This window comes from Nonomuraea montanisoli, assembly GCF_013363975.1.
GTDB classification, from domain to species: Bacteria; Actinomycetota; Actinomycetes; order Streptosporangiales; family Streptosporangiaceae; genus Nonomuraea; species Nonomuraea montanisoli.
This window is the reverse complement of the sequence record NZ_JABWGN010000002.1, coordinates 729,367-755,787: the sequence shown is the minus strand read 5'-3', so window position 1 is coordinate 755,787 and position 26,421 is coordinate 729,367. Positions and strand designations below refer to the sequence as shown.

At 72.3% G+C, this 26,421-nt stretch carries 24 protein-coding genes; 12 read left to right on the top strand and 12 right to left on the bottom strand.

The annotated features are described in order from the left end of the window. Window positions 1-426, top strand: a 426-nt coding sequence (locus HTZ77_RS06885) for an RNA-guided endonuclease TnpB family protein (RefSeq protein ID WP_205302120.1), incomplete at its 5' end; no start/stop codon positions are given. Here HTZ77_RS06885 and HTZ77_RS06880 read toward each other — a convergent pair. Together HTZ77_RS06880 and HTZ77_RS06875 are read right to left on the bottom strand one after the other, a co-directional pair. Then, the gene (locus HTZ77_RS06880) at window positions 423-1,313 is read right to left on the bottom strand and encodes a carbohydrate ABC transporter permease (RefSeq protein WP_175588547.1); all 891 of its coding nucleotides are present in this window, start codon (window positions 1,311-1,313) and stop codon (window positions 423-425) included. The genes HTZ77_RS06885 and HTZ77_RS06880 overlap by 4 nt on opposite strands. Next, window positions 1,310-2,245 (bottom strand): carbohydrate ABC transporter permease, encoded by a 936-nt coding sequence (locus HTZ77_RS06875; RefSeq protein ID WP_205302119.1) that lies wholly within the window; start codon window positions 2,243-2,245, stop codon window positions 1,310-1,312. The genes HTZ77_RS06880 and HTZ77_RS06875 overlap by 4 nt, the downstream gene beginning before the upstream one ends. A gap of 170 nt (window positions 2,246-2,415) precedes the next feature. Between HTZ77_RS06875 and HTZ77_RS06870 the strand changes: the two genes are divergently transcribed. Then, a complete protein-coding gene (locus tag HTZ77_RS06870; protein WP_175588545.1) occupies window positions 2,416-3,381 on the top strand; it encodes a carbohydrate kinase family protein in 966 nt (321 codons plus the stop codon). Further along, window positions 3,378-4,682, top strand: coding sequence for an alpha-glucosidase/alpha-galactosidase (melA, locus tag HTZ77_RS06865; RefSeq protein ID WP_175588544.1), 1,305 nt, complete (start codon window positions 3,378-3,380; stop codon window positions 4,680-4,682). The genes HTZ77_RS06870 and melA overlap by 4 nt, the downstream gene beginning before the upstream one ends. Before the next feature lie 111 nt (window positions 4,683-4,793). Here melA and HTZ77_RS06860 read toward each other — a convergent pair whose 3' ends face one another. Both HTZ77_RS06860 and HTZ77_RS06855 read right to left on the bottom strand, forming a co-directional pair. Next, window positions 4,794-5,585, bottom strand: coding sequence for a DeoR/GlpR family DNA-binding transcription regulator (locus HTZ77_RS06860; protein ID WP_175588543.1), 792 nt, complete (start codon window positions 5,583-5,585; stop codon window positions 4,794-4,796). Then, window positions 5,582-6,880 (bottom strand): family 4 glycosyl hydrolase, encoded by a 1,299-nt coding sequence (locus HTZ77_RS06855; protein ID WP_175588542.1) that lies wholly within the window; start codon window positions 6,878-6,880, stop codon window positions 5,582-5,584. Before HTZ77_RS06855 ends, HTZ77_RS06860 begins: the two co-directional genes overlap by 4 nt. 462 nt (window positions 6,881-7,342) lie before the next feature. Here HTZ77_RS06855 and chvE point away from each other — a divergent pair, with 462 nt between their 5' ends. The 3 genes from chvE to mmsB are packed head-to-tail and all read left to right on the top strand — an operon-like array spanning window position 7,343 to window position 11,291. Beyond that, the gene (gene chvE / locus HTZ77_RS06850) at window positions 7,343-8,470 is read left to right on the top strand and encodes a multiple monosaccharide ABC transporter substrate-binding protein (RefSeq protein WP_175588541.1); all 1,128 of its coding nucleotides are present in this window, start codon (window positions 7,343-7,345) and stop codon (window positions 8,468-8,470) included. Between the two features lie 22 nt (window positions 8,471-8,492). Then, window positions 8,493-10,022, top strand: coding sequence for a multiple monosaccharide ABC transporter ATP-binding protein (mmsA, locus tag HTZ77_RS06845; RefSeq protein WP_175588540.1), 1,530 nt, complete (start codon window positions 8,493-8,495; stop codon window positions 10,020-10,022). A 6-nt stretch (window positions 10,023-10,028) separates the two neighbouring features. Continuing rightward, a complete protein-coding gene (gene mmsB, locus HTZ77_RS06840) occupies window positions 10,029-11,291 on the top strand; it encodes a multiple monosaccharide ABC transporter permease (protein WP_175588539.1) in 1,263 nt (420 codons plus the stop codon). A 56-nt stretch (window positions 11,292-11,347) separates the two neighbouring features. On the opposite strand, the gene HTZ77_RS06835 is transcribed toward mmsB, so the two are convergent. The 4 genes from HTZ77_RS06835 to HTZ77_RS06820 all read right to left on the bottom strand — a co-directional run bounded on the left by HTZ77_RS06835 (window position 11,348) and on the right by HTZ77_RS06820 (window position 16,605). After that, window positions 11,348-12,172 carry a carbohydrate ABC transporter permease gene (locus HTZ77_RS06835; protein WP_205302118.1) on the bottom strand — a complete coding sequence of 275 codons (825 nt, stop codon included), beginning with the start codon at window positions 12,170-12,172 and terminating at the stop codon, window positions 11,348-11,350. Further along, window positions 12,169-13,056 (bottom strand): carbohydrate ABC transporter permease, encoded by an 888-nt coding sequence (locus HTZ77_RS06830; RefSeq protein ID WP_175588538.1) that lies wholly within the window; start codon window positions 13,054-13,056, stop codon window positions 12,169-12,171. Before HTZ77_RS06830 ends, HTZ77_RS06835 begins: the two co-directional genes overlap by 4 nt. Further along, entirely contained in the window at window positions 13,056-14,381 is a 1,326-nt protein-coding gene (locus HTZ77_RS06825) for an ABC transporter substrate-binding protein (protein ID WP_205302117.1), read from the bottom strand. Before HTZ77_RS06825 ends, HTZ77_RS06830 begins: the two co-directional genes overlap by 1 nt. 67 nt (window positions 14,382-14,448) lie before the next feature. Further along, window positions 14,449-16,605, bottom strand: coding sequence for an alpha-galactosidase (locus HTZ77_RS06820; protein WP_175588536.1), 2,157 nt, complete (start codon window positions 16,603-16,605; stop codon window positions 14,449-14,451). 211 nt (window positions 16,606-16,816) lie between these two features. Here HTZ77_RS06820 and HTZ77_RS06815 point away from each other — a divergent pair, with 211 nt between their 5' ends. Beyond that, on the top strand, window positions 16,817-17,482 hold the full coding sequence (locus HTZ77_RS06815; RefSeq protein ID WP_175588535.1) for a DUF1345 domain-containing protein: 666 nt from the start codon (window positions 16,817-16,819) through the stop codon (window positions 17,480-17,482). Between the two features lie 290 nt (window positions 17,483-17,772). Here the strand turns inward: HTZ77_RS06815 and HTZ77_RS06810 are convergent, their stop codons facing one another. Further along, window positions 17,773-18,828: a LacI family DNA-binding transcriptional regulator gene (locus HTZ77_RS06810; RefSeq protein ID WP_205302116.1), complete on the bottom strand. Its 1,056-nt coding sequence runs from the start codon at window positions 18,826-18,828 to the stop codon at window positions 17,773-17,775. A gap of 163 nt (window positions 18,829-18,991) precedes the next feature. Between HTZ77_RS06810 and HTZ77_RS06805 the strand changes: the two genes are divergently transcribed. From HTZ77_RS06805 to HTZ77_RS06790, 4 genes are all read left to right on the top strand, one after another. Then, window positions 18,992-20,005 (top strand): CAP domain-containing protein, encoded by a 1,014-nt coding sequence (locus HTZ77_RS06805; RefSeq protein ID WP_205302115.1) that lies wholly within the window; start codon window positions 18,992-18,994, stop codon window positions 20,003-20,005. Window positions 20,006-20,161: 156 nt separating this feature from the next. Continuing rightward, window positions 20,162-20,905 carry a class I SAM-dependent DNA methyltransferase gene (locus HTZ77_RS06800; RefSeq protein ID WP_175588534.1) on the top strand — a complete coding sequence of 248 codons (744 nt, stop codon included), beginning with the start codon at window positions 20,162-20,164 and terminating at the stop codon, window positions 20,903-20,905. Continuing rightward, window positions 20,905-22,050, top strand: a complete 1,146-nt coding sequence (locus HTZ77_RS06795; protein WP_175588533.1) for an iron-containing redox enzyme family protein — start codon at window positions 20,905-20,907, stop codon at window positions 22,048-22,050. The genes HTZ77_RS06800 and HTZ77_RS06795 overlap by 1 nt, the downstream gene beginning before the upstream one ends. 5 nt (window positions 22,051-22,055) lie before the next feature. After that, window positions 22,056-23,210 (top strand): glycosyltransferase, encoded by a 1,155-nt coding sequence (locus HTZ77_RS06790; protein WP_235994345.1) that lies wholly within the window; start codon window positions 22,056-22,058, stop codon window positions 23,208-23,210. Here HTZ77_RS06790 and HTZ77_RS06785 read toward each other — a convergent pair. From HTZ77_RS06785 to HTZ77_RS06775, 3 genes are all read right to left on the bottom strand, one after another. Further along, window positions 23,200-23,643, bottom strand: coding sequence for a DUF4383 domain-containing protein (locus HTZ77_RS06785; RefSeq protein ID WP_175588532.1), 444 nt, complete (start codon window positions 23,641-23,643; stop codon window positions 23,200-23,202). The genes HTZ77_RS06790 and HTZ77_RS06785 overlap by 11 nt on opposite strands. Window positions 23,644-23,762: 119 nt before the next feature. Continuing rightward, on the bottom strand, window positions 23,763-24,611 hold the full coding sequence (locus tag HTZ77_RS06780) for an SAM-dependent methyltransferase (protein ID WP_175588531.1): 849 nt from the start codon (window positions 24,609-24,611) through the stop codon (window positions 23,763-23,765). A 161-nt stretch (window positions 24,612-24,772) separates the two neighbouring features. Then, a complete protein-coding gene (locus HTZ77_RS06775) occupies window positions 24,773-25,612 on the bottom strand; it encodes a universal stress protein (RefSeq protein ID WP_175588530.1) in 840 nt (279 codons plus the stop codon). Window positions 25,613-25,754: 142 nt separating this feature from the next. Between HTZ77_RS06775 and HTZ77_RS06770 the strand changes: the two genes are divergently transcribed. Further along, the gene (locus HTZ77_RS06770) at window positions 25,755-26,396 is read left to right on the top strand and encodes a response regulator transcription factor (protein WP_175588529.1); all 642 of its coding nucleotides are present in this window, start codon (window positions 25,755-25,757) and stop codon (window positions 26,394-26,396) included. Window positions 26,397-26,421 lie beyond the last annotated feature (25 nt).

Sequence of the window (26,421 nt, the reverse complement as noted above, 5' to 3'; positions counted from 1 at the left end):
ATCGTGATCGAGGACCTGGCCGTGACGAACATGGTCCGCAACCGGAAGCTGGCCAAGGCCATCTCCGACTGCGGGTGGGGCGTCTTCCGCCGCATGCTCAACTACAAGACGGCCCGGTACGGCCGTCAGCTGATCGTGGTCGACCGCTGGCTGCCCAGCTCCAAGACCTGCTCGGCCTGCGGGCACCTGCTCACGCAGCTTCCGCTCGGCATCCGGGCGTGGCAGTGCCCGTCCTGCGGCACCCGGCACGACCGGGACGTCAACGCCGCGAAGAACATCCTGGCGGCAGGTCTTGCCGTGACTGCCTGTGGAGGCGACGTCAGACACTCCGGGACCACCCGGGTGCGGTCGCCCGTGAAGCAGGAACCCCGACCTGCGAAGGTCGGAATCCCCCGCCTCCAGGCGTGGGGAGAGAGTCAACGCTAACCTTTCATGCCGGAGAACTGGATGGAGTCCACGAGCCGGCGGCCGAAGAAGACCACGAGCAGCAGCACGGGGATGATCGACAGGACGGAGCCGGCCATGAGGCCGGTCCAGTCGGGCGCGGTGTTCGGCGACTGCTTGAGGAAGATGCCGAGCGCCGCCGTGAGCACGCGGGTCTCCTCCCCCGGGGCCACCAGCAGCGGCCACAGGTAGTCGTTCCACGTCCAGACCGCGGTGGTGAGGGCGAGGGTGAGCAGCGGGCCGCGGCTCATCGGCAGCACCACCCGCCAGAAGATGAGGCCCTTGCCCGCGCCGTCGATGAGGGCCGCCTGCTCCACGTCGCGCGGCACGCCGAGGAAGAACTGCCGTAGGAAGAACACCGCGAACGGCGTCATGAGCAGGCTGGGCGCGACGAGACCCGCGACGGTGTCGAGCCAGCCCAGCTCCTTGACCAGCACGAAGTTGGGCAGCAGCGTGAAGATCGGCGGCACCATGAGGGCGGCCACGAACACCCCGAACAGCAGGTCCCGGCCGGGGAAACGGAGCCGGGCGAAGGCGTAGCCGGCCATCGCGCACAGCAGGGTCTGCACCGCCGTGACCAGGCCCGTGTAGAGGATCGAGTTGCGCAGGTAGCGGAAGAAGTCGAGGTCGGCCCCCGACCCGCCGGCCGCCCGCGCCTCCTCGCGGGTGGTCAGGCCCAGCACGCGCTCGAAGTTGAGCAGCGTCGGGTGCCGGGGCAGCAGCCCGGCGTTGTCGCCGGCCAGCTCGCGGCCGGGCGTGATCGCCGTGCGGAGCATCCAGTAGAGCGGGAACAGGGAGATCACGATGGCCAGGATCAGGCAGGCCCAGGCGAGCGGGCGGCCGATCCGGATGCGGAAGGGGCGGTTCATGCCAGGTCCGAGGTGGAGGCGCGCAGCAGGCGCATCTGGACGAAGGTCAGGACGCCGAGCACGAGCACGAGGCTCAGCGCCAGCGCGGAGGCGTAGCCCATCTTGAAGTGGGTGAACGCCTGCTCGTAGATGTAGTGGTAGATGACCCGGGTGGCGTTGACCGGGCCGCCCTTGGTGGTGACCGCCACGGCGTCGAAGAGCTGGAACGAGTCGATCAGCGACACCACCAGCACGAACGCGAGGATCGGGCGCATCAGCGGCAGCGTCACGCGGAAGAACGTGCGGATCTCGCCGGAGCCGTCCAGGGCCGCCGCCTCGTAGACGTGCCGTGGCACCAGCAGCATCCCGGCGTACAGCAGCAGCGCGGTGTAGCCGGTGCCGCTCCATGAGGTGATGACGGCCACGCTGGGCAGCGCCAGGTCGGGCGAGGTGAGGAAGCCCTGGGCGGGCAGCCCGGCGCCGGTGAGCAGGTGGTTGAGGAAGCCGAGGTCGGCGTCGAGCAGCCACATCCACAGCAGGCCGGTCGTCACGTTGGGCACCAGCCACGGCACCACGAGCAGCGACCGCAGCACCAGGGAGCGCGTCAGGCGGTGCAGCAGCGCGGCCAGGCCGAGGCCGGCGACGAGCTGGATGCCGAGGTTGAGCACGACGTAGCCGCCGGTGACCTTGAGCGCGTTCCAGAACAGGGGGTCGTGGAGGAGCCGGGCGTAGTTGTCGAGGCCGACGAAGCGCGGCCGCGACAGCAGGTTCCAGTCGGTCATCGAGTACCAGGCGCCGCGCAGCGCCGGATACAGGTAGAACAGGCCGAACCCGATGAGCGCCGGCGCGAGGAAGGCGGCGGCGAGCCGCCCGTCGCCGCGCGTGCCCGCCTTGAGCCGGTGGGCGGGCCCGGCCACGGGTGGCGCGGCGGGCTCACCCTGTCGTAGCAGCATCTCCGAACCTCCTGGGGGCGGGGGAGCCGGCCGAGCGGCCGTGGTGCAGCCCATCATGGTGACTTTCGAAAACTTGTCAATACCTTCGGCCGACTCGACTTTCGTCGGCAATAACCCACAATCTTCGAAAGTATTGACAAGAGTTCGAAGGTCCTGGGAGCGTCCTGCCCATGGCCTTCACGGATTTCGACCTGCTCGTCGTCGGCGACGCCAACCCGGACGTGATCGTCTCGGGCGCGCCCCGGCGGCCCGCCTTCGGCCAGCGTGAACACCTGGTGGACACCGGCGACCTGGTGCTCGGCGGCTCCGGCGCGATCACCGCGTGCGGGGCCGCCCGTCTCGGGCTGCGCGTGGCCTTCGCCGGGCGCGTGGGCGACGACCCGGCCGGGGAGTTCGTGCTGGACGCGCTCCGGCGGCGCGGGGTGGACGTCTCCGCCTGCGTGGTCGAGCCGGGAGCGGCCACCGCGCTCACCGTCATCCTGGCCGACGGGCAGGACCGGGCGATCCTGACCGCCCCGGGCTGCCTCGGCCGCACCTCCGCCGGCGACGTGCCGCCCGACCTGCTCGCGCGCGCGGCGCACGTGCACGTCTCCTCGTTCTACCTCCAGCCGCTCCTGGCCGAGGGCGTGCCGGAGCTGTTCCGCGCCGCCCGGGCCGCGGGCGCGACCACCTCGCTCGACACCAACGACGACCCGTCCGGCCGCTGGGAGGGCCTCGGCGAAGTGCTGCCGCTGACCGACGTCCTGCTGCCCAACGAGCGCGAGGCCCTGGCGATCGCGGGCGTCACCGACCTCGGACGCGCCGTGCGCGAGCTGGCCGCCCGGGGCACGATTCCCGTGGTCAAGTGCGGCGCCGAGGGCGCCATGACGATCGTGGACGGCGAGCCGCTGCACGTGCCCGCCCCGGCGGGGAAGGCCACAGGAAGCGTCGCGGACGCGGACAAGGCTGTGGACACGGGCGGCGTCGTGGACACGGTCGGGGCGGGCGACAGCTTCGACGCCGGCCTGATCGCGGCCCGCCGGCGCGGCCTGTCCGTACGGCGGAGCCTGGAGGTGGCCGTGGCCTGCGGCACCCTCTCCACCCGAGCCGCGGGGGGCACAGCGGCGCAGCCCACCTGGGAGGAAGCCACTTCATGAGAAACCCGAAGATCGTCTTCATCGGCGCCGGCAGCGTCGTGTTCACGCACGGCCTGCTCGCCGACCTGCTGGCCCATCCCGAGCTGCGGCAGGCCCGGATCGCGCTGCACGACATCGACCCGGAGCGGCTGGAGACGGCCGAGGCCGTGGCCCGCCGCATCGCCGCCGCCCGCGGCGCCGCCCCCGAGGTCAGCGCGACCCTCGACCGGCGGGCCGCGCTCGACGGCGCCGACTTCGTCATCAACATGATCCAGGTGGGCGGGCACGCCGCGACCGTGGCCGACTTCGAGATCCCCGCCCGGTACGGCCTGCGGCAGACGATCGCCGACACGATCGGGGTGGGCGGCGTCTTCCGCGCCCTGCGCACGTTCCCGGTGCTCGACGCGCTCGCCGCCGACATCCGCGCCGTCTGCCCGGACGCCCTGCTGCTCAACTACACCAACCCCATGGCCATGAACGTCTGGTACCTGGCCTCCCGGGTCCGCAACGTGGTGGGCCTGTGCCATTCGGTCTACTGGACGATGCACGACCTGGCGGCGCTGGTGGGAGTGCCGTACGAGGAGGTGACCTATCTGGCGGCGGGCGTCAACCACCAGGCGTGGGTGCTGCGCTTCGAGCGGGAGGGCGCCGACCTGTACGAGCGGCTCGACGCGAAGATCGCGGCCGACCCCGAGCTGCGCCGCCGGGTCCGGGTGGAGATGTACCGGCGGCTCGGCCACTACCCGACCGAGACGAGCGAGCACTCCTCCGAGTACGTGCCGTGGCTGCTGCGCCACGACGCCGAGATCGAGCGGCTGCGCATCCCGGTCGGCGCTTACGTCGGCATCAGCGAGGAGAACGTCCGCGAGTACAAGCGCACCCGCGACGCCGTGCGGACCGGCGGGGAACTGCCCGTGGAGGGCACCGGCGAGTACGCCCCGCAGATCATCCACAGCGTGGTGACCGGCGTGCCGCGCGTGGTCTACGGCAACGTCGTCAACGACGGGCTCATCGCGAACCTGCCGTCCGGGTGCGTGGTGGAGGTGCCCTGCGCGGTGGACGCCACGGGGGTGCGGCCCACCCGGGTGGGCGCGCTGCCGTCGCAGTGCGCGGCGCTCAACCGGGCGTACGTCAGCGTCAACGAGCTGACCGTACGGGCGGCCGAGGAGGGACGGCCGGAGCACGTGCGGCACGCGCTCATGGCCGACCCGAACACCGCGGCCACGCTGTCGCTGGACGCGATCTGGCGGATGTGCGACGACCTGACCCGCGCGCACGGCGACCTGCTGCCCGAGCCCCTGCGCGCCACCCTCACGAGCTGACCGCGCCGAGCCCGGCCGCCGTCATCACGGCGGCGGGCCGGCGGACGGCGACAGGCCGGCGGCCGGCGCGGCGTCAGCGGACGGCGCGGCGTCAGCGCGGGGCGGTGGGGGTCAGCCGACGAGGTCGACCTTGAGGCCGCGCTCGCGCAGGAGCGCCACCATCGCCGGGTCGGCCGACTCCCCGGTGATGAGCAGGTCCACCTCCGACAGCGGGCAGACCGGCGCCATCTCCACCTTGCCCAGCTTGGAGGAGTCGGCGACCACCACGCACCGCCCGGCGGCGCGCAGCATCCGCTGCTTCATCTCGGCGTCGGGCAGGTTGACGTTCGTCACGCCGCCCTCCGGGTGGACGCCGCCGCAGCCGAGGAACACCAGGTCGGCCCGGATGCCCTCCAGGACGCGGGTGGCGAGCGGGTCGACCAGGGAGTGCTGCTGGCGGCGCAGGCTGCCGCCGGTGACGACGACGGCGAAGCGCGGCAGCGCCGGCTCCAGCTCCAGCGCGGTGCGCAGGCCGTTGGTGAACACGGTGACCTCGGTGAGGTCGGCGCGGGCGACCAGTTCCCTGGCCACGTACGCCGTCGTGGTGCCGGCCCCCATGAGCACGCTCTCCCCCGAGGCGACCAGCCGCGCCGCCGCCTTGGCGATCAGCGCCTTCTCCACGGCGGCGGCGCCGAGCGACAGCTCGAACGACGGCTCGACGCGCGGCGGCGACCCGGCGGCCACCGCGCCGCCGCGCACCCGCCGGACCCTGCCCTGCTCCTCCAGCGCGTCGAGGTCGGCCCGGACGGTCACGGTGGACACGCCGAACGCCTCGGCCAGCTCCGCCACCCGGGCGAACTCCTGCTCCATGAGCAGGCCGAGCATGCGCTCGCGGCGCACCTCGGTCGGCATGGACTCCGTCATCGGCGGATCGCCTCCGGCAGCAGCTCGCCGTGCGCCTCGATGAGCTCGTCGCACATCGCCTCGATGGCGGGCAGGGGAAGCGTGGCGGCGGTGTTGGGGTCGAGCATCGCGGCGTGGTGGACGTGCCGGCGGTCACCGTCGAGCACCGCGCGGACGGTCAGCTCGACGACGTTGAGGAACGTGCGGTTCAGCGCCACGAGCTGGACCGGCAGGTCGCCCACCGGCCGCGGGTGGATGCCCGTGGCGTCGGCCGTGGCGGGCACCTCCACGCAGCAGTTCTCCGGCAGGTTGCCGATCAGGCCGCCGTTGCGGACGTTGACGTAGACCTCCCTGCTCCGGCCGGTCAGCGTGGCGAGGATCGCCGCGGCGGCCGGCTCCTGGTGCTGCCAGCGGATCAGCAGCGGCCGGCCGGCCGACAGGGCCCGGCGCGTCTCCTCGTAGTTGTGCATGTCCTTGCCGAAGCGGCGCAGGAACTCCTCCATCGGCACCCCGAGGCGCTCGGTCTCCGCCTCGTGGCGCATGAACCACGGCACGTACTCGGCGGCGTGCTCGCTCGACTGCGTCGGGAAGTAGCCGAAGCGCCGGTACATCTCCATGCGGACGTGCCGCCCGAGGTCGGGGTCGGCGGTGAGGGCGGCGTCCAGCTCGGGGTAGAGGGAGCGGCCGCCGGCCTCGAAGCGCAGCACGAACGATTGGTGGTTGAGCCCGGCGCTGAGGAACGTCACCTCGTCGAGGTCGCGGCCGAGGAGGTCGGCGAGGTAGGCGTGGGTGTCGCAGACGGCGTGGCACATCCCGGCGAAGCGCTCGAACCCGGTGGCCTCGTGCACCGCCCAGCCGATCATCGCCATGGGGTCGCTGCTGTTGAGCAGCCACGCCTCGGGGCACAGCTCGGCCATCTCGCGGCCCAGCTCGACGAAGAACGGGATGGAGCGCAGGCCGCGGAAGACGCCGCCGACGCCGATGGTGTCGCCGATCGTCTGGCGCAGGCCGTAGCGGCGGGGGATCTCGAAGTCGCGCAGCGCGGCCTCGAACCCGCCGTGGTCGACGTGGCTGATCACGAAGGCGGCCCCGTCGAGCGCGCGCCGCCGGTCGGGGCAGGCGGTGATCGTCGCCGCCGCGCCGGACTCGGCGTCGAGGGCGCGCACCAGCGCCTCGGCCGTCGCCAGGTGGCCGGGGTCGTCGTCGTGCAGCACGATCTCCAGGCGCCCCTTCAGCGAGGAGGCGAGGAACAGGTCGGAGACCACCCTGCGGATGAGGTCGACCTGACCCGCGCCGACGAAGACGATCCGAGCCATGCTCACCTCCCGCCCGCTCGTGCGCGCAGACTACGGCACACGAGGCGGACGCGCACACCACACCCTACGGACTCCGCGCGGCGCGGGCCCGGCCGGAGGGGGTCCGGTGTTCTCGCTCACATGGGAAACAGGGCCTGTCTAGGGGTTCTGTGCGCCGAATCCCCCGTGCCAGCGGGGAGGACAGGCCGTTTACCTGGGACAAGAGCGTCCCCGGAATGTGAATGGTCTGTTTCCGAGACGTTATCGCACACCGTTGACACGCAAATTGTTAGCGATAACACTCAAGGCCTTAGGCAAGTTGTCGTCCACAACAATCATGCAGTGGGATGGGACGAAGTGCCACAAATCGGACGTATCCTACCGCGCAGGTCGATGCCCGGCACAGGGCTTCCCGGCGTTCCACCGGCACGTCCGAGGGACGACATCCCCTTCGCGTACGCGCAACCTCGCAAGGAGACACACATGAGATTCGGACGGATCGCGACGGTCGTCTCAGCCCTCGCACTCACCGCAACCGTCGCGGCGTGCGGATCGAGTGAGAAGACGATCGACAAGGAGGCCGCCTCCGGCAACACCAGCGGCGCCCTCGTCGGCGTCACCATGCCCACGAGGTCCTCCGAGCGGTGGATCCACGACGGTGAGAACGTCAAGTCCAGCCTGGAGAAGCTCGGCTACAAGGTCGACCTCCAGTACGCGGAGAACGACATCCCCACCCAGGTCAACCAGATCGAGAACCAGATCACCAAGGGCGCCAAGCTCCTGATCATCGCCTCGATCGACGGCACCGCCCTGACCACGCAGCTCCAGCAGGCCGCCGACAACAAGATCCCGGTCATCTCCTACGACCGCCTGATCCGCAACAGCCCGAACGTGGACTACTACACGACCTTCGACAACTTCAAGGTCGGCGTCCAGCAGGCCACCTCGCTGCTCGTCGGCCTCAAGCTGCTCAACGCCGACGGCTCCGCGGGCAGCGCCAAGGGCCCGTTCAACGTCGAGCTGTTCGCCGGCTCCCCCGACGACAACAACGCCACGTTCTTCTTCAACGGCGCGATGTCCGTGCTCAAGCCGTTCATCGACAAGGGCACGGTCAAGGTCAAGAGCGGCCAGACCGACTTCAAGACCGTCGCCATCCTGCGCTGGGACCCGGCCACCGCCCAGAAGCGCATGGAGGACATCCTCACCAAGACCTACACCGGCGCCAAGGTCGACGGCGTGCTCTCCCCCTACGACGGTCTGTCCATCGGCATCCTGTCGGCGCTGAAGTCCAACGGCTACGGCACCTCCGGCCAGCCGTACCCGATCGTGACCGGCCAGGACGCCGAGCTCGCGTCGGTGAAGTCGATCATCGCGGGCGAGCAGTACTCCACGATCTTCAAGGACACCCGCGAGCTGGCCAAGATCACGGTCACCATGGCCGACACCGTCCTCAAGGGCGGCAAGCCCGCGGTGAACAACACCAAGGACTACGACAACGGCAACAAGGTCGTCCCGGCCCAGCTCCTGGAGCCGATGATCGTCGACAAGAGCAACTACCAGAAGGCCCTGGTGGACACGGGCTACTACACCGCCGCGCAGCTCGGCGGCTGACGCCCCTCGGGAAGGACCTTCGATGACCGATGACATCCTGCACATGCGGGGCATCACCAAGACGTTTCCCGGGGTGCGCGCGCTCCACGAGGTGAGCCTCTCCGTCCGCCGTGGCGAGATCCACGCCATCTGCGGCGAGAACGGCGCCGGCAAGTCGACGCTGATGAAGGTGCTGTCCGGGGTCTACCCGTTCGGCAGCTACGAGGGGCGGATCGAGTTCGACGGCGAGCTGTGCCGGTTCGGCGGAATCAAGGACAGCGAGGACGCCGGCATCGTCATCATCCACCAGGAGCTGGCGCTGTGCCCGCAGCTGTCCATCGCCGAGAACATCTTCCTCGGCAACGAGCGGGCCGGCCGCGGGCTCATCGACTGGAACCGCACCAACCACCAGGCCGGCGAGCTGCTCCGGCGCGTCGGCCTGGAGGAGAACCCGGTCACGCAGGTGGCCGACATCGGCGTGGGCAAGCAGCAGCTCGTCGAGATCGCCAAGGCGCTGTCGAAGAAGGTGAAGCTGCTCATCCTGGACGAGCCCACCGCGGCGCTCAACGACCAGGACTCGGCCCACCTGCTCGACCTGCTGCGCGGCCTGCGCGACGAGGGCATCACCTGCGTGATCATCTCGCACAAGCTGAACGAGATCATCGACATCGCCGACTCGATCACCATCATCCGTGACGGGCAGACGATCGAGACCCTGGAGATGGCCAGCGGCCAGGTGACCGAGGACCGGATCATCTCCGGCATGGTCGGCCGCGACCTGGACCACCGCTTCCCGCCGCACGAGCCGAACGTCGGCGAGGAGGTCCTGCGCGTCGAGGACTGGACGGTGCACAGCCCCTCCCAGCCCGACCGGCAGGTCGTCTCCAGGGCCAGCCTCATGCTGCGGCGCGGCGAGATCGTCGGCTTGGCCGGGCTCATGGGGGCCGGCCGCACCGAGCTGGCGATGAGCCTGTTCGGCCGCACCTACGGCGTCGGCATCTCCGGCCGGGTCTACAAGGAGGGCCGCGAGGTCCACATCCGCAACGTCCAGGACGCGGTGAAGCTCGGCATCGCGTACGCCACCGAGGACCGCAAGCGGTACGGCCTCAACCTCATCGAGGACATCAAGCGCAACATCTCCTCGGTCAGCCTGGGCCGGCTCAGCCGGAACGGCTGGGTCAACGAGAACGAGGAGTACCGGGTCGCCGACGGGTTCCGGCGCAGCATGAACATCAAGGCGCCGAGCGTGCAGAGCGTCGTCGGCAAGCTCAGCGGCGGCAACCAGCAGAAGGTCGTGCTGTCGAAGTGGATCTACACGGATCCCGACGTGCTCATCCTCGACGAGCCGACCCGCGGCATCGACGTCGGGGCCAAGTACGAGATCTACACGATCATCAACCAGCTCGCCGACGAGGGCAAGGCCGTCCTGGTCATCTCCTCGGAGCTGCCGGAGCTGCTCGGCCTGTGCGACCGCATCTACACGCTGTCGCAGGGCCGGATCACCGGCGAGCTGCCGCGCGAGGAGGCGACCCAGGAGCGCCTGATGTACCACATGACCATGGGACAGGAGTAAGTCCGGATGAGCAGCAGTACGACCCCCGCCGATCTCGAGGCGGGCCCGCGACGGGACGCCAAGGGCGAGCCGCCCGGCCGGCTGAAGCTCGGCGGCCTGTCCATCAACATCCGCCAGAGCGGCATCTACATCGCGTTCGCGCTGATCGTGGTGCTGTTCTCGGTGCTGACCGACGGCGCCCTCCTGCAGCCGCAGAACATCTCGAACATCGTCGTCCAGAACTCCTACATCCTGATCCTGGCCATCGGCATGATCCTGATCATCATCGCCGGGCACATCGACCTGTCGGTCGGCTCGGTGGTGGCGGTCACGGGCGCCGTGGCGGCCGTGCTCATGGTGAACTACGGGGTCCCCTGGCCGCTCGCGCTGCTCATCACGCTGGTGGTGGGCGGCCTGATCGGGGCGTGGCAGGGCTACTGGATCGCCTACTTCGGCATCCCGTCGTTCATCGTGACGCTCGCCGGCATGCTGCTGTTCCGGGCGCTCACGCTGACCGTGCTCGGCAACCAGGGCATCGGCCCGTTCCCGGACGCCGTGCGCACCCTGTCGAACGGCTTCACCGACAGCTACCTGGGCAACGTCGGGCTCGGGCCGCTCGGCGGCGCCGACGTGTTCAGCCTGCTGATCGGCCTGATCGCCATCGCCGGCATGGCCGCCGCCCAGTGGCGCACCCGCGCCGCCCGCGCCGGGTACGGCCAGAGCGTCGACCCGCTGCCGGTGTTCGTCCTGAAGATCGCCGCCGCGGCCGTGCTCATCATGGCCGTGGTGGTGCAGCTCGCGCGCTTCCGTAACCTGCCGTGGGTGCTGGTGCTGCTGGCCCTGCTGGTGCTGGGCTACTCGCTGCTGGCCAACCGGTCGGTCTTCGGCCGCCGCATCTACGCGGTCGGCGGCAACCTCCAGGCCGCGGTCCTGTCGGGCATCAAGGTCAAGTCCGTGGTGTTCTGGATCTTCGTCAACATGGGCGTGCTGGCCTCCATCGCCGGCATCATCTTCGCCGGCCGGCTCAACCAGGCCGGTCCGACGGCCGGCAACTCGTTCGAGCTGGACGCGATCGCCGCGGCGTTCATCGGCGGCGCGGCCGTCCAGGGCGGCGTGGGCAAGGTCGTCGGCGCGATCACCGGCGGCCTGATCATGGGCGTGATCAACAACGGCATGTCGCTCATCGGCTCGCCGAGCGAGCGGGTCATGCTGGTCAAGGGCATCGTCCTGCTGGCGGCGGTCGCCTTCGACGTGTGGACCAAGCGGCGGGCGGGCGCCGGCGCGCGCTGATCCGTCGCACCGGGTGAAGGGCGGGCCGTCCGGCCCGCCCTTTCCCGTGCCCGCTCTCACTTGACCGCGCCGCCGGTGATGCCCGAGATGATGCGCCGCTGGGCCACCGCGAACACCACCAGCAGGGGCAGGCTCATGAGGATGATGTACGCGAAGATCAGGTGCCAGTTGTTGAGGTAGAGCCCGGCGTTGGCCACCTGGAACAGGTTCAGCGGCAGCGTGTCGAGCCGGCCGCCGACGACGAAGAAGGCGTAGAAGACGTCGTTCCAGACGTACAGGCAGATGAGGATCGTCGCGGTCGCGAGCACCGGGCGCAGCATGGGCAGGATGACGGCGAAGAACACCCGCACCGGCCCGGCCCCGTCCATGCGGGCCGCCTCCTCGATCGACAGCGGCACCGTGCGCACGAAGCCGGTGACGAAGAAGACGACCGTGGACAGGTAGATGCCGACGTAGACGCCGATCATGCCGACGGCGCTGCCGGCCAGGCCGAGCTGCCGCAGCAGCAGCACGATCGTCACCACGGCCGGGGGCAGCACGATGCCGCTGATCGCGCACGCGTACAGGACGGCGTTGAGCCGGGTGGCCCGCCGGGCCAGCACCCACGACGCCATCGAGCCGAACGTCAGCACCAGCAGCACCGACGGCGCGACGACCAGCACGCTGCCGAGGAACGCCCGCGGCACGTCCCCCTGCTCCCACACCCGGGCCAGGTTCTCCCAGAGCAGCCACCGGGACGGCAGGGACAGGTCGGGCGACAGGGCCTCGCCCTGCGACTTGGCCGCCGTCACGACGACCAGCCAGAGCGGCACCCCCATGACGAGCACGACGAGGGCGACGACGGCCGGCGGCCGCAGCCGGGCCGCGATTCCACGCGTCACAGGACTTCCTCCCTCCTGCGCAGGACGCGGATGACCGGGAGGGCCAGCAGCGCCACCATGAGGAACAGCACCAGGCTCATCGTGGTGGCCTGCGCGAACAGGCCCTGGCCGAAGGTGCGGTAGATGAAGATGTTGAGGATCTCGGTGCTGCGGGCCGGGCCGCCGCCGGTCGTGGCCTGGACGATGTCGAAGCCGTTCATGGAGCCCAGCAGCGCGGTGGCCACGTTGAACGTGACCGCCGGCGCCAGCAGCGGGAAGCGGATCGACCAGAACGCCTGCCATCCGGTGGCGCCGTCGATGCGGGCCGCCTCGGTGACGTCCTCGGGGACCGTCTTCAGCCCGGCCAGGTAGATGAGCATGGACAGGCCCATCCACTTCCAGGCGTGGATGAGCGCGACGACGACCAGGGTCCAGGTGGTGTCGCCGAGCCACGGGATCGTCACGGTCGTGCCGAGCACGCCGCCGAGCAGGTCGTTCAGGCTGCCGTCGGGTTTGAGCAGCGCCTGGAAGACGTAGCCGACCGCGAGCGCCGACATGAGCACGGGGACGAGGAACACCAGGCGGGCCGCCCGGTTGAGCCAGGTGTCGCGCTCCAGGAGGACGGCCAGGCCGAACCCGAACAGGTTCTGGAAGAGCGCGACCAGGACGGCGTAGACCAGCGTGACGCGCAGCGCGCCGTACAGGGTGCCGTCCGACAGCAGGTCGGCGAAGTTGTCCCAGCCGACCGGCCGGATGTCGCTCTTGAAGCTGGACCAGTCGGTGAACGCGTAGACGAAGTTGAAGACGGTGGGCAGGAAGAAGAAGACGAACAGGATCGCGAAGGCGGGCGCCAGGAACCACATGGGGTGGGTGCGGCGCCCCGCTCCGGCGGGGGCGGGCCGCATCAGAAGCCGGAGGCGCCGGCCGCCTTGGCGAGCTGGGCGAACTGCTTCTGCGTGGCCGCCGCCACCTGCTCGGGCGTGAGGCTGCCGGTGATCATGTCGGCCAGGTTGAGGTACAGGTCGGGGTTGGCCACGGCCAGCGCCTGCATCGACCCGACCGAGCCGCCGAGCGACCTGTGCACGTCGAGCAGTGCCTGCGGCACGCCGGCCGGGGTGGGCACGTCCGTCTTCAGCGACACGGTCTTGCGGGCGGTGACGAACTCCTGGTAGCCGGGGCCCATCCAGTACGCGAGGAGCTGCCGCGCGGCGGCCTCGCGCCTGGCGTCGCCGGTCCTGAACGCCACCAGGGCGTTGGACTGGTCGGGGATGAACGTGCCCACGTTGCCGCTCGGCGAGATCGGGAAGAAGCCGATCTTCTTGTCCAGCTCGGCGGTGTCGGCCTTGGCCTGGAGCTGGCCGAAGAAGGAGTTGACCTGGACGGCCATCGCGGCCTTGCCGGACAGCAGCGCCGCGCCCTGGTCCTCGAAGGTGGCGGTCTTGATGTCGGCGTTGAACAGCCCCTCGTCGATGAGCGACTTGTAGGTCTTGATTGCGTTAACAATGGACGTGTCGTTGAAGGTCTCCTTGCCGGTGTTGATCCGGTCCCAGAGGCCGTCACGGGCGGCGTCGGCGAGCTGGACCTGCACCCACCACTGGGTCGCCCACTTGTCGCCGGCCATCTCGAAGAACGGGGTGACGCCCTTGGCCTTGAGCTTGCGCGCGGCCTCGACCAGCTCGCCGAAGTTCCTGGGCGGCTCGGTGACGCCGTTCGCCGCGAGGACCTCCTTGTTGTAGTAGACGCCCTCGACGGCCGGGCTGGTGATCAGGGCGGCGTAGCGGGTCTTGTCCAGCAGGCCCGTGATGTCGCGCAGCTCGGGCGACATCGTCGAGAGCCAGGGGGCGTCGTCGAGGGACTGGAGGTTGGCGCGGGCGTTCAAGGCGGTCAGCATGGACGCGGTGGGCTGCCAGAAGGCCAGGTCGGGCTTGTCGCCCGTGGCCACCTTGGTCTGCACGCCCTGCTCGTACGGGTCGGGGATGGTGACGACGTCGACCTTGGCGCCGGTGGCCGTGGAGAAGGCGGCCGTCACCTGCTCAGGCACGGTGGTGCTGTTCTGCGCGGCCCAGATGGTCAGCGTGACGCCGTCGAGCCGGGCCGTCGGGGAGGGCCAGGCGGCGGGGGTCGCGTCCCCGGCCTGGGCGGCCGGGCCGGAGGCGGGGTCGCTGCACCCGGTCAGGACGAGCAGCGCGGTGGCCGTGGCGGCGGTGGTGAGGCGCGGTGCCAGTTTCACGGTGTGGTTCCTTTGTCCGTGTCCGGCCACTATCGTGCCGGACAATCCCATGGGGGGCGATGGGGTGTCACTCAGGGCGAAGGTGGAGGATGCGGGCGGTGGGGGCGGCGACGGCGGTGGTCACGGTCAGCTCGCCGGTCGCCGGGTTCCAGGAGTGCTCCCAGCCGGACGCCTGCCGGGGATAGGCCACCCGTACCCGGACGTCCCGGCCGGCGAGGTGCGGGAACGACAGGACCACCCTCTCGTCCGCGCCGGGGCGCCGCCACACGCCCACATGGGTGACCTCGCCGGCGCGCAGGCCGAGCGCGCACCACGGGTCGTCCCAGCGGGGCAGCCCCAGCGGCCAGCACGGCGCCGACGCCGCCACGTCCGGCCGCAGCGCCCGGTGCAGCCGCACCCCGTCGCGGACCAGGGCGAGCCGCTCCGGGCTCATGGCGTGCAGGTTGCCCGACAGGTAGAGCCGGCCGAGGACGCCGGTGCACATCGTGAACGCGACCTCCTCGTCCGTCATCTCCGGCTGCGGGTAGGCCCAGTTGGCGGCCTGCTCCGGCGGCATGGCGAGCGGCGCGGCCACGGCGATCGGCGGATAGCGGAGGAAGTCCTGCTGGTCGCTGGTCGACTGGAGGTTCAGCCGTGACAGCATCGCGAAGTCCATCCGCATCGCGCCCGAGGCGCAGTTCTCCAGCACCAGCGCCGGATACCGGTCGAGGACGCCGTCGAGCCAGGCCAGGTGGGCGCGGTTGTGGGCGAGCAGGCCCGCGCCGGCGCTGCCGGCGTCCACGTCGGTGCCCGCGCCGGGGTTGATGTTGTAGTCGAGCTTGAAGTAGCCGACGCCCAGCTCCCCCACCAGCCGGTCCACCACCCCGTCGAGGTGCTCGACGGCGGCGGGGTGACGCAGGTCCAGGTGGTAGCGGCCGTGCTCGACGACCCGCTCGCCGCCGCGCTGCAGGAACGCCTCCTTGGGCAGCTCGTCGGCCATCAGGCTGCGCACGCCGATCACCTCCGGCTCCAGCCACAGGCCGGGGGTCATGCCGTGGGCCCTGATGTGCCCGAGGACCTCCTCGATGCCGCCGGGGAAGCGGGTCCGGGACGGCCGCCAGGCGCCGACGCTGTCCCACCAGCCGCCGTCCTCGTCGTACCACCCGGCGTCCACGCAGAACACCTCGGCCCCGGCGGAGGCTGCGGCCTCGATCAGCGGGAGCAGCTTGGCGGTGGTGGGGTCGCCCATGAGGGTGTTCATGTAGTCGTTGAAGACGACGGGCAGGGTGGCGCGGTCGGGGTGCGGGCGGCGCAGCGCGCGGCGGTGCGCGGTGAGCGCGGCGACGGCGCCTTCGAGACCGTCGGCGCGCCGCGCGGCGGCCGTCTCGTCCGGGGAGTCGGTGGCGTCGGCGGGCGGGGAGACGGCCACGGAGACGGGGACCGTGGTGAACGACTCGCCGGGGGCCAGTGTCTGGCTCCACTGGTGGTCGAGGTCGGTGGGGCCGCTCGCGGCGACGTACACGCCGTCCCGGCGGGCGCCCAGCTCCCAGCGCCACGCGCCGTTGTGCTCGATCTGCCACACCCACGCCTCGCCCGTGCGCCGGTCCACCAGCCCGCCCATCGGCACGTGCCGGCCGCTCGACCAGGTGCCCGAGCTGGTCAGCGCGAACGCGCCCCGGCCGTGCTGCCCGTGACCGTCGAGCCCGAGGTCGGGGACCAGCTCGCCGAGCGGCCGCCGGGTCCAGCGGCCCTCCCCCAGCCACTCGCTGTCGGCGTACAGGACGTCGAGGTCGCCGGGGTGGCCGCCCAGGAAGCCCGCCGCGAACGAGGTGACGCCCAGCAGCAGCACCGGCGCCGTCCCCTGGTTCGTCACGCGGACCTGGGCCTGGCAGGCGGACACGCCCTCGTACGAGCGAAGCGTCAGCTCGGCGGCCAGGCCCGTGCCGTCGTCACGCAGGGTGAGCCGCAGCACGTGCCAGCCGCCTTCCCGCGACTGCTCGGCCCCCGCGTACCGCAGCCGGCAGCCCACGGCGGTCTCCGAGAGCCGCTGCGACGCCCGCCGGCGGCCCGCGCCGGGGATTAGCACCTCCACCAGCGGCTGCGCCGGCGCGCCGGCCCCGCCCGCCGCCCTGCCGCCCGGCGCCGCCAGCCCCCGCAGCGCCACGGGGCGGTCGGGGTGGATCTCCACCACCGCCGTCAGGGCGTCATGGCCCCAGCGCAAGGTCTGGATCACGTCAGCGGGCATGGGCACAACTCCTCGGCTACGGTCATGTGACCGGTCACATCCACTCCGTTGGCGTAAGTGTGAGCGGTAACACGCACCCAGAGGAACCCTTCTTTGCCGGATCGTTACCGGCTCATTTCCGCAGGGGAACGACGCCAGGCCGTCGATGGTCGGGTCGCCCGGAGCCGTAGGCTGAGAAGGGAGGTCGGAAAGTGGTGGGTGGTGACCCGCGATGCGGCCGAAGGGGACGTCAGGGCCGGTCGGGATCTCGCCGCGCCGGACCACCCTGATCGCCGCCGCCGCCGGGGTGCTGGCTCTCGCCGTGGCCCCGCTGATGATGCCGCCGCCGTACGTGCCGTTGATCGCCTGGGACGTGGCGGCGACGGTGTTCCTGCTCGTGACCTGGTGGCGGATCGCCCGGCTCGACGGCGCCGCGACCGCCGCCGACGCGGTACGGGAAGACGCCCCGCGCGCGGGCGCGGACCTGCTGCTGCTCACGGCGGCGGTGGCCAGCCTGGCGGCGGTCGGCTACATGATCGTCCACAGGGGCGCCGGCGAGACGTCCGCGGTCGTCCTGAACACCGGGCTCGCCGTCGTCAGCGTCATCGCCTCGTGGGCGGTGGTGCACACCGTCTACACGTTGCGGTACGCGCGGCTGTACTACTCGGGTCGCGCCGGCGGGGTGGACTTCCACGACGCCGGACCCGGGCCGCAGCCGCGGTTCTCCGACTTCGCCTACCTGGCCTTCACCGTCGGCATGACGTTCCAGGTCTCCGACACGGAGCTGCGCTCCGCCGCGTTCCGGGCGAACGTGCTCCGCCAGGCCCTGCTGTCGTACGTGTTCGGCACGGTCATCGTCGCGCTCGCCATCAACTTCGTCGCCGGCCTGAGCCGCTGAGACCTGAGCTGCTCGGATCTGCGCCGCTGAGACCTGAGCCGCTGGGACCTGAGCCGCTGGGGGACGATCGCGTCGAAGGTGACCGGGAGGTGGCGGGGGCCGCGCAGGCCCGGATCCGGCCGGTGGACGGGCGGGTCGGCGACCAGGCGGGGGCGCGCGGGCGGCGGACGAGTCCGGTCGGGTGACGGTCCGCAGGCCCGCCAGTGAGGCGGTGACGATGAGCCCCTCCCACCGGGGACGCCGGCCGTTCGGGGCGGTCGATCGCGCGCTCCCTCCGCCGATCTCGAGGGTCAGCGCGGGGAGCGGGGAGCGGCTGTGGACTCGCGGATGATCAGGCTGGGCGGGGTCAGGGTGAGGGTGGGCTGCGGCTGTCCCAGGAGTTCGGCCACCGCCGCCCGGAAGCACGCCTTGCCCAGGCCCGCGAAGTCCATCCGCACCGTCGTCAGCGCCGGCGTCCAGTACGCGCAGCCCGGGATGTCGTCGAAGCCGACGATGCTCACGTCCCCCGGTACGTCCTTGCCCGCGTCGTACAGGGCCCGGCGCACGCCCTGCGCGATGTCGTCGTTGCCGCACAGCACGGCCGTCACCTCGGGGTCGTCGGCCAGCAGGCGCCGGCCCGCCTCGTAGGCGCCGGCGACGTCCCAGCCGCAGTCGATGACCTCGGGCACCGGGGCGCCCGCCCGCCGCAGCGCGTCGTGCCAGCCCGCCTGGCGCCCGCCGGAGCGGCCCTCCGAGGGGATCGCGACGTGATGGACGGTGCGGTGACCGAGCGCGAGCAGGTGCCCGGTGGCGTCGGCGGCGGCGCCGCGCTCGTCGAGGGCGAGAGCGACCCGGCCCGTGTCGGGGGCGGCCGGTTCGGTGGCGGCGACCGCGGGCAGGTGCGGGGGCAGCGCCTCCAGCACCGCCGTGCCCGACGGGTCGAACGCGATGACCACCACGGCTCCCGCGCTGGGGTCACTGACGTAGTCGACGGTCTGCTTGACGTCGCCCGGCGTGTCGGACTCGACGACGCGCACCCCCACGGCCATGCCCTCCACCCTGGCCGCCTCCTCGATGCCCTGGAGCGTCGAGGCGTAGCCGTACAGCATGGTGTCGGACATGACGACGGTCACGCCGTGGGCGCGGCCGAGGCCGAGGGCGCGCGCGGCGCGGTTGGGGCGGAAGCCGAGCCGGTCGATGGCGGCGAGCACCGCGGCGCGGGTCTCGGCGCTCACCCGGGGCGAGTCGTTGAGGACGCGCGAGACGGTCTGGTGGGACACGCCCGCGGCGGCGGCGACGTCGCGGATGCTGGGGACGGCCCCGCCACGGGCGGACGCGCGCGCCACACGCCGGGGGCTGCTGGTCACGATCACATCGTAGGCCGCTCCGGGCCGCGCCGCGGACCACCCCCTGGGTCTCTCTGATCTCTTCTGGTCACCCAAATATCCGGAATTTCATGACACGGCTGTTAGATCCCGACAGAATGCGGAGTCCATCCAGCCTTACCGCAAAACTGGAGGGAAACCCCATATGCGTAGACCCCTAGGGGTACTCGCCGGCCTCGTCAGCGTCGCGGCGCTCTCCGCGCCCGTGGCCACCGCTCACGCCGAGTCGGTGTCCCTGGCCGCGTGCCGCCTGACCGTCAACGAGCCCACCCTCAGCACCGCCGGCCGGATCCAGGCGTCGGTCGTCCGGGAGGACTGCACCCGCCCCGGGCTGGTCCGTGTCCGCATCCTGCGCGCCGTGCCGGGCGACGACCCGGTCGTCAGGAGCGCCGCGGCGCGCGGCCGCGTCAACCACCTGACGATCTCCATGGCCTGTAGGCCGGGCACCTACTACGCGACGGCCACCGACTACCGCGGCAACAGCGGCAAGTCCAAGGCCGTCAAGCTGACCTGCGACCCCGCGGCGACGCCGTCCCCGTCGCCCACGTCGAGCTCCACCGCGACCGCCACCGCGACGGCCACGGCCACGGCCACGGTCTCCCCGTCCCCCAGCGGGACCCGGACGCCGTCGCCGAAGCCGACGTCCTCCGCGTCCCCGACGCCGACCCGTACGGCGACCGCGACGCCGACCAGGACGGTGACCCCGACGCCGACCCGTACGGCCACCACGAAGCCGACCCCCACCTCCACCTCGACGTCCGGCACGGTCGGCAGCACGGAGGAGAACGAGGTCGTCCGGCTGACCAACGCCGAGCGGGCCAAGGGCGGCTGCCAGCCGCTCAAGCACGACCCGCAGCTGCACAAGGCCGCCTACGACCACTCGGCCGACATGGCGGCGCAGGGCTACTTCAGCCACACCTCCAAGGACGGCCGCAGCTTCATGGACCGCATCCGCGGCGCCGGCTTCACCGGCGGCACGGGCTGGGCCGAGAACATCGCCATGGGCCAGCCGAGCCCGGCCTCCGTGGTCGAGGCGTGGATGAACAGCTCCGGCCACAAGGCCAACATCATGAACTGCAAGTACACCCTCATCGGTGTCGGCGCGGCCAAGAACTCCAAGGGCCAGATCTACTGGACCCAGGACTTCGCGGCACGCTGACCGCCCCACCCCCGAAGGACGCCCCGCGACGGCACCCCGTCGCGGGGCGTCCCCCTTTCCGCCCTCGGGCAGTTCCCCACCCCGGGTCGGCCGAGTTTGCCCCGGAACCGCGCGGGCAGCACTTCACCTGCGGAAACATGAGGGGACGGGGGTCTCATGGCGGCAGCATTCGACGCCTCCGCCTACGGGCGGAGCATCGCCGACATCTATGACGCCACCGCCCGGGACCTGCCGACCGAGGCGACCGTCGAGCGGCTGTTCCGGCTGGCCGGTGGCGGGCCGGTGCTGGAGTTCGGGATCGGGACGGGACGCCTCGCACTGCCCCTGGCGGCCCGGGGGCTGACCGTGGCGGGTGTGGACGGCTCGCCGGAGATGGTCGCGGAGCTGCGGCGCAAGCCGGGCGGCGACCGCATCCCGGTGGCCGTCGGCGACTTCTCGGCCACCCGGGTCGAGGGCCGGTTCGCCCTGGTGGTCCTGACCGCGAACACGATCTTCGCGCTGCCGTCCCAGGACGCCCAGGTGGAGTGCTTCCGCAACGCGGCCGGGCATCTGGAGCCGGGCGGCCGGTTCGTGGTGGAGGCGTGGGTGCCGGATCTGAGCGGTTTCGCGCGCGGGCCGGCGTTGCGGCTGCTGTCCCTGTCGGAGGAGGCCGTCACCGCCGAGGCCGCCCGCCTGGCGCCCGCCACCCAGATGATGTACACGACCCGCGTCCGCATGACGGATGAGGGGCTGCGGCTGCTGCCCGCCAACCACCGCTACGCCTGGCCCGCCGAGCTGGACCTGATGGGCCGCCTGGCCGGCATGACGCTGGAGTCGCGCTGGGCCGACTGGGAGGGCGCGCCGTTCGGCGACGACAGCCGGGCGCACGTGTCGGTCTACCGGCTGACCGGGGAGGCGTGATGCGCCTGCCGCGTCCCCGCGGGCCCGTCACTGCGGCCCTGTTCGCCCGCCTCGCCGCAGCCCCGTCCCTGGACCCGCCGACGGGCGAGCATCCCTTCACCGGCCCGTTCCTGGGCTCGTGGGCGGGTGACGCGTTCGCCGCCTCCTCCGCGCCGGAGGGAGGGTCTGCCCGGGTGGCGTGCGAGCTGGGCGACGCGGACCTCCAGCTCGCCCTGTTCACCTGCTACGAGCTGCACTACCAGGGTTTCGACGGCGTCGATCCGCGCTGGGAGTGGGAGCCGTCGCTGCTGGCCTTCCGGGCCGTCCTCGAACGGCGCTTCGAGCGGGCCCTGGCGCGGGCGGTGCCGCGCCCGCCGGACGTGCCTCCGGGCGGGGTGCGGGCGGCGCTGGCCGAGCTGACCGCGCCCGGCGGGGGGCCGTCGATGGCGGCGTTCCTGCGGCGCCAGGCCGATCTGGGCCAGTTCCGCGAGTTCGTGGCGCACCGCTCGGTGTACCACCTCAAGGAGGCCGACCCGCACACGTGGGCGATCCCCCGGCTGCGCGGCGGCCCGAAGGCGGCGCTGGTGGAGATCCAGTCCGACGAGTACGGCGGCGGCCGGACGGAGCGGATGCACGCGGAGCTGTTCCGGGTCACCATGCGGGGCCTCGGCCTGGACGACTCCTACGGCGCCTACCTGGACCGGGTTCCCGGCGTCACGCTGGCGGTGTCCAACGTGATGTCGCTGTTCGGGCTGCACCGCAGGCTGCGGGGCGCCGCGGCCGGGCATCTCGCGGCGCTGGAGATGACGTCCTCGCTGCCGAACCGGCAGTACGCCGAGGGCCTGCGGCGGCTCGGCGGCGACGCGGCGACGGCCCGGTTCTTCGACGAGCACGTGCAGGCCGACGCCGTCCACGAGCAGATCGCCGCGCACGACCTGTGCGCGGGCCTGGCCGCGCAGGACCCGTCGCTGGCGGGCGACATCCTGTACGGGGCGGCGTGCGCCCTGGAGGTGGAGCGGCTGTGGTCGGAGCACGTGCTGGGGTGCTGGCGGCGCGGGGCGTCCTCCCTGGAGCCGCTCGAGGCCTGCGCGGACAGCGCGGGGACGGCCGGCGCGAAGAGTGCGGGGACGGCAGGCGCGGAGAGTGCGGTGGCGAGCACCGCATGAGCCGCATGACCCGTCTCACCCGCACGCCCCGCCAGACCCGCGGACCGGGCGAGGCCGGCGCGACCCCCATGAACGGCACGACGCCCGCGCCCGGCACGGCGGCCGGCATGACGCCCGCGCCCGGCTCGACGCCCGTGCCGGTCCTGGCTCGCGTGGCCGGCTCGGCGGATCGGCACGGGCTCGACTACGTGCTGCCCCTGCGCTGGGACGGTGACGAGGGCCTGGAGGAGCTGACCGCGTACCTGCGCGAGCTGTCCCGGCAGGCGCGGGTGATCGTCGTGGACGGCAGCAGGGACGAGCTGTTCGACCGGCACGCCGAGCGCTGGCGCGGGCTGGTGACGCACGTGCGTCCCGATCCCGGACTCCGGTTCGCCAACGGCAAGGTGAACGGCGTGACGACGGGCCTGCGGCTGGCCCGCGCGCAGCACGTGGTGATCGCCGACGACGACGTCCGCTACGAGCCCGCCGCCCTGGCCGGGATGGACGCCCTGCTGGCCGGGGCCGACCTGGTCCGGCCGCAGAACCACTTCGACCCGCTCCCCTGGCACGCCCGCTGGGACACCGCCCGCACGCTGCTCAACCGGGCCCTCGGCGCCGACTACCCGGGGACGTTCGGGGTCCGGCGCTCCTTCTTCTGGGCGATGGGCGGCTACGACGGCGACGTGCTGTTCGAGAACCTGGAGCTGATCCGCACCGTCCGCGCCCGGGGCGGCGTCGAGTACCACGCCCCCGGCCTGTACGTGCGCCGCCTGCCGCCGGACGTCTCCCGGTTCTGGTCCCAGCGCGTACGGCAGGCGTACGACGACCTGGCGCAGCCCGCGCGCCTGGCGGTGTTCCTGTCCGTGCTGCCCGCGGCGGCGGCCGGGCTGGCGCGGCGCCGGTTCGGGACGCTGGCCGTGGCCGCCGGGCTGGCGGTGGGGCTTGCGGAGGCGGGCAGGCGCAGAGCCGGCGGCCGCCGGGTGTTCCCGTGGACCGCGTCGCTGTTCGCCCCGGTGTGGGTGCTGGAGCGGGCCACGTGCGCCTGGCTGGCGGTGGGCGCCGCGCTGGGCGGCGGCGTGCCGTACGCGGGGCGCAGGCTGAGACGCGCCGCGCACAGCGTGCGGTCGCTGCGCCGCCGGCCGGAGCCGCTCGGCCCCGGCCGGGGCGGATTCACCTGGTGAGGGCCGGACGGCGCGCCAGCAGGAAGCCGAGCGCGATCATCACGATGCCGAGCAGGAAGTGCAGCCAGTCGTCGGCCGTGTTCAGCGGCACGAAGTTGGCCGCGCTGGTCTTGGTGACGATCAGCCCGTAGATCCACAGCAGCAGGTAGATGACCCCGCCGCCGATCAGGAACCCGCGCGCCCCGCTCCAGGTGCGGGACAGCACGATGCCGGCGATGCCGAACAGCAGGTGGACGATGTTGTGCAGGATCGACACCTGGAACACGCCGATCAGCAACGCCCCGGAGTGGTGACCGGCGAAGGCGATGGCGCTGTAGTGCGTGGTGATGCCCGGGATGAAGCCCAGCACGCCCACCAGCAGGAACACCGCTCCGACGATGAGTGCGGCGATCTGGACGGGTGTGCGGTCCGCTCTGGTTCGCGGGGTGTCCATCGAGAGCCTCCCTCGGAAAAGGGTGTGGCGCTTCCTCCCCGTCCGGCTACCCGGCAGAGCCCGCTTCACGCCCGGCCGGGCGACCGCCTTCCGGACCGGCCCCTGACAGGCTCGGCGGGTCAGAGGCCGCCGGGCTCGGCGGGGGTGACCAGGCGGCCGACGGCGGCGTCGATGCGGACCGCCGGAACGCCCTCCAGCAGCGGGATGGGCGACTCGTCCTCCTCCTCGCCCGGGATCCGCCACTCGTGGACCGGCGCGAGGCCCGGCCCGACGAGCTCGAACCCCTCGGTCAGCCGCAGCACCTCCTCGCGGGTGCGGAACACCGACTGCGCCGACGTGCCGGCCGTCGCGGTGCTGAGCTGGGCGATCGCCTCGGGCGAGCTGTCGGCCATGGCGTGGGTGACGACGAGGTGGCTGCCGGGCGCCATCCACTTGCGGAAGTCCGCCACGATGCCGGCGGGGTCCTCGCTGTCGAGGATGAAGTGCAGGATGCCGACCATGAGCACGCCGACCGGCTGCGAGAAGTCGATCAGGCGGGTGACACGCGGGTCGCCGAGGATGGCGCCGGGCTCGCGCAGGTCGGCCTGGATGGCCTCGACGCCGGGCGAGCTGGCCAGCAGCACCTCGCTGTGGAGGCGTACGACGGGGTCGTAGTCGACGTAGACGACCCGGCTGTCGGGCGCGAGCGCGCGGGCCACCTCGTGGACGCTCGGCGAGGTCGGGATGCCGGTGCCGAGGTCGAGGAACTGGCGCACCCCCCGCCGGGCCAGGTGACGGACGGCGCGGACGAGGAAGAGCCGGTTGGCGCGGGCGACGAGCCGCGTCTCGGGCGCGACGGCGAGCAGCTTGTCGGCGAAGGCGCGATCGATCGCGAGGTGGTCCTTGCCGCCCAGGAGGTAGTCGTAGACCCGGGCGACACTCGGGACGCGGGGGTCCACGCCCGGCGGCACTCGCTCCAGCTCGCTCACGGGGGCGCCTCCTTCGATCCGAACGCCGTACGGGTCGGGTCCGACGTCATCCTACTCCGGACCGCCGTGGGGAAGATCGCATTTCCGGATCAGCCGCCGCGATTAGCGCGGAACACGACAAAACGGCTCTCGGACCGCGGGCGGCGGGCGGCGGGCGGCGGTCAGTCTCCGCCGCGGACCACGGCGAGCGGGCAGGGCGCGTGGTGCAGCATGGCCTGGCTGACGGAGCCGAGCAGCATGCCGGCGAACGTCCCGTGGCCGTGGGAGCCCACGACCAGCAGGTCCGCCCCTTTCGCGGCCTGAAGGAGCACGGCCACCGGATGCCCGTGGACGACCTCCTCGACCACCGGCACGTCCGGGTGACGCTCCCGCCGGTCGGCCAGGGCGGCCTTCAGCGCGGCCAGTTCGTCGCCCTCCCGCTCCGGGTCGGCCGGCGGGAACCCGCCGATCCGCGGCCAGGCCCAGGCGTGCACGGCCCGCAGGGTCGCCCCGCGCAGCCGCGCCTCGGCGAAGGCGAAGCCGAGCACCCGGCCGGACGACGACGAGCCGTCCACTCCGGCCACCACCTCGCCGCGCGCCGGCGCCGCCGCCTCGCGCACCACGACCACGTCGCACGGCGCGTGACCCGCCACGCCGTACGCCACCGACCCCACGAGCATGCCGCGCACGCCGCCGAGGCCGTGCCCGCCGATGACCAGCAGGTCCGCGCCCGCCGCGGCCTTCACCAGGGCGGCCCGGGGGTCGCCGGGCAGCAGCGCGGCCTCTACGGCGACCTCCGGCCGCTCGCGCCGCACCCGCTCCTCGGCCGCGGCCAGCACGGTCCTGCCGCCCTCGCGCATCCAGCGGGCCACCTCGGCGTACCGGCCGTCCGCGGGCGCGCACGCCCAGGCGGGCAGGGCGTGCACGAGCTTCAGCGGCGCCGCGCGCAGGGCCGCCTCGGCCGCCGCCCATCCGGCGGCCTCCAGCCCGGCCCGCGACCCGTCCACACCAGCGACGATCATCGATGTCCTCCCCCGTTCGCCCCCTTCGAGTCCTTCCCACCGGCGCCGCGGGCACCCCGCGGCCCGCCAACTCCAGGACACGCGGCTTTTGAGGACCTTCGGCCCTTCCGGAAGGCCCGAGCCGCCGGTTAGCGTCGGAGTCATGATTCGTGTGTTCCTCGTCGATGATCATGAGGTGGTGCGGCGGGGCGTGGCCGCCCTGCTGGACTCCGAAGACGACATCGAGGTGATCGGCGAGGCCGGCACCGCCGAGTCGGCGGTGGCCCGCATCCCCGCGCTCAAGCCCGACGTGGCGGTCCTGGACGTTCGCCTGCCCGACGGCAGCGGGGTGGACGTGTGCCGGGAGGCCCGCTCGCGGCTGCCGGGGCTGGCGTGCCTCATGCTCACCTCGTACGCGGACGACGACGCGCTGTTCGACGCGGTCATGGCCGGGGCGTCCGGCTACGTGCTCAAGCAGATCCACGGCTCCGACCTGGTCGGCGCGGTCCGCACGGTGGCCTCGGGGCAGTCGCTGCTCGACCCGCAGACCACGGCGGCGATGCTCCAGCGGCTGCGCGACCAGGCCACCCGCCAGGACCCGCTGGCCGCCCTGTCGGACCAGGAGCGCCACATCCTCGACCTCATCGGCGAGGGCCTGACGAACCGGCAGATCGGCGAGCGGCTGTTCCTCGCCGAGAAGACCGTCAAGAACTACGTGTCCAACCTGCTGTCCAAGCTCAACATGCAGCGCCGCACCCAGGCCGCCGCGCTGGCCGCCCGCCTGCGCGCCGACAAGCGCGACTGACGGCCTCACGCGACGCTCGGCTGCC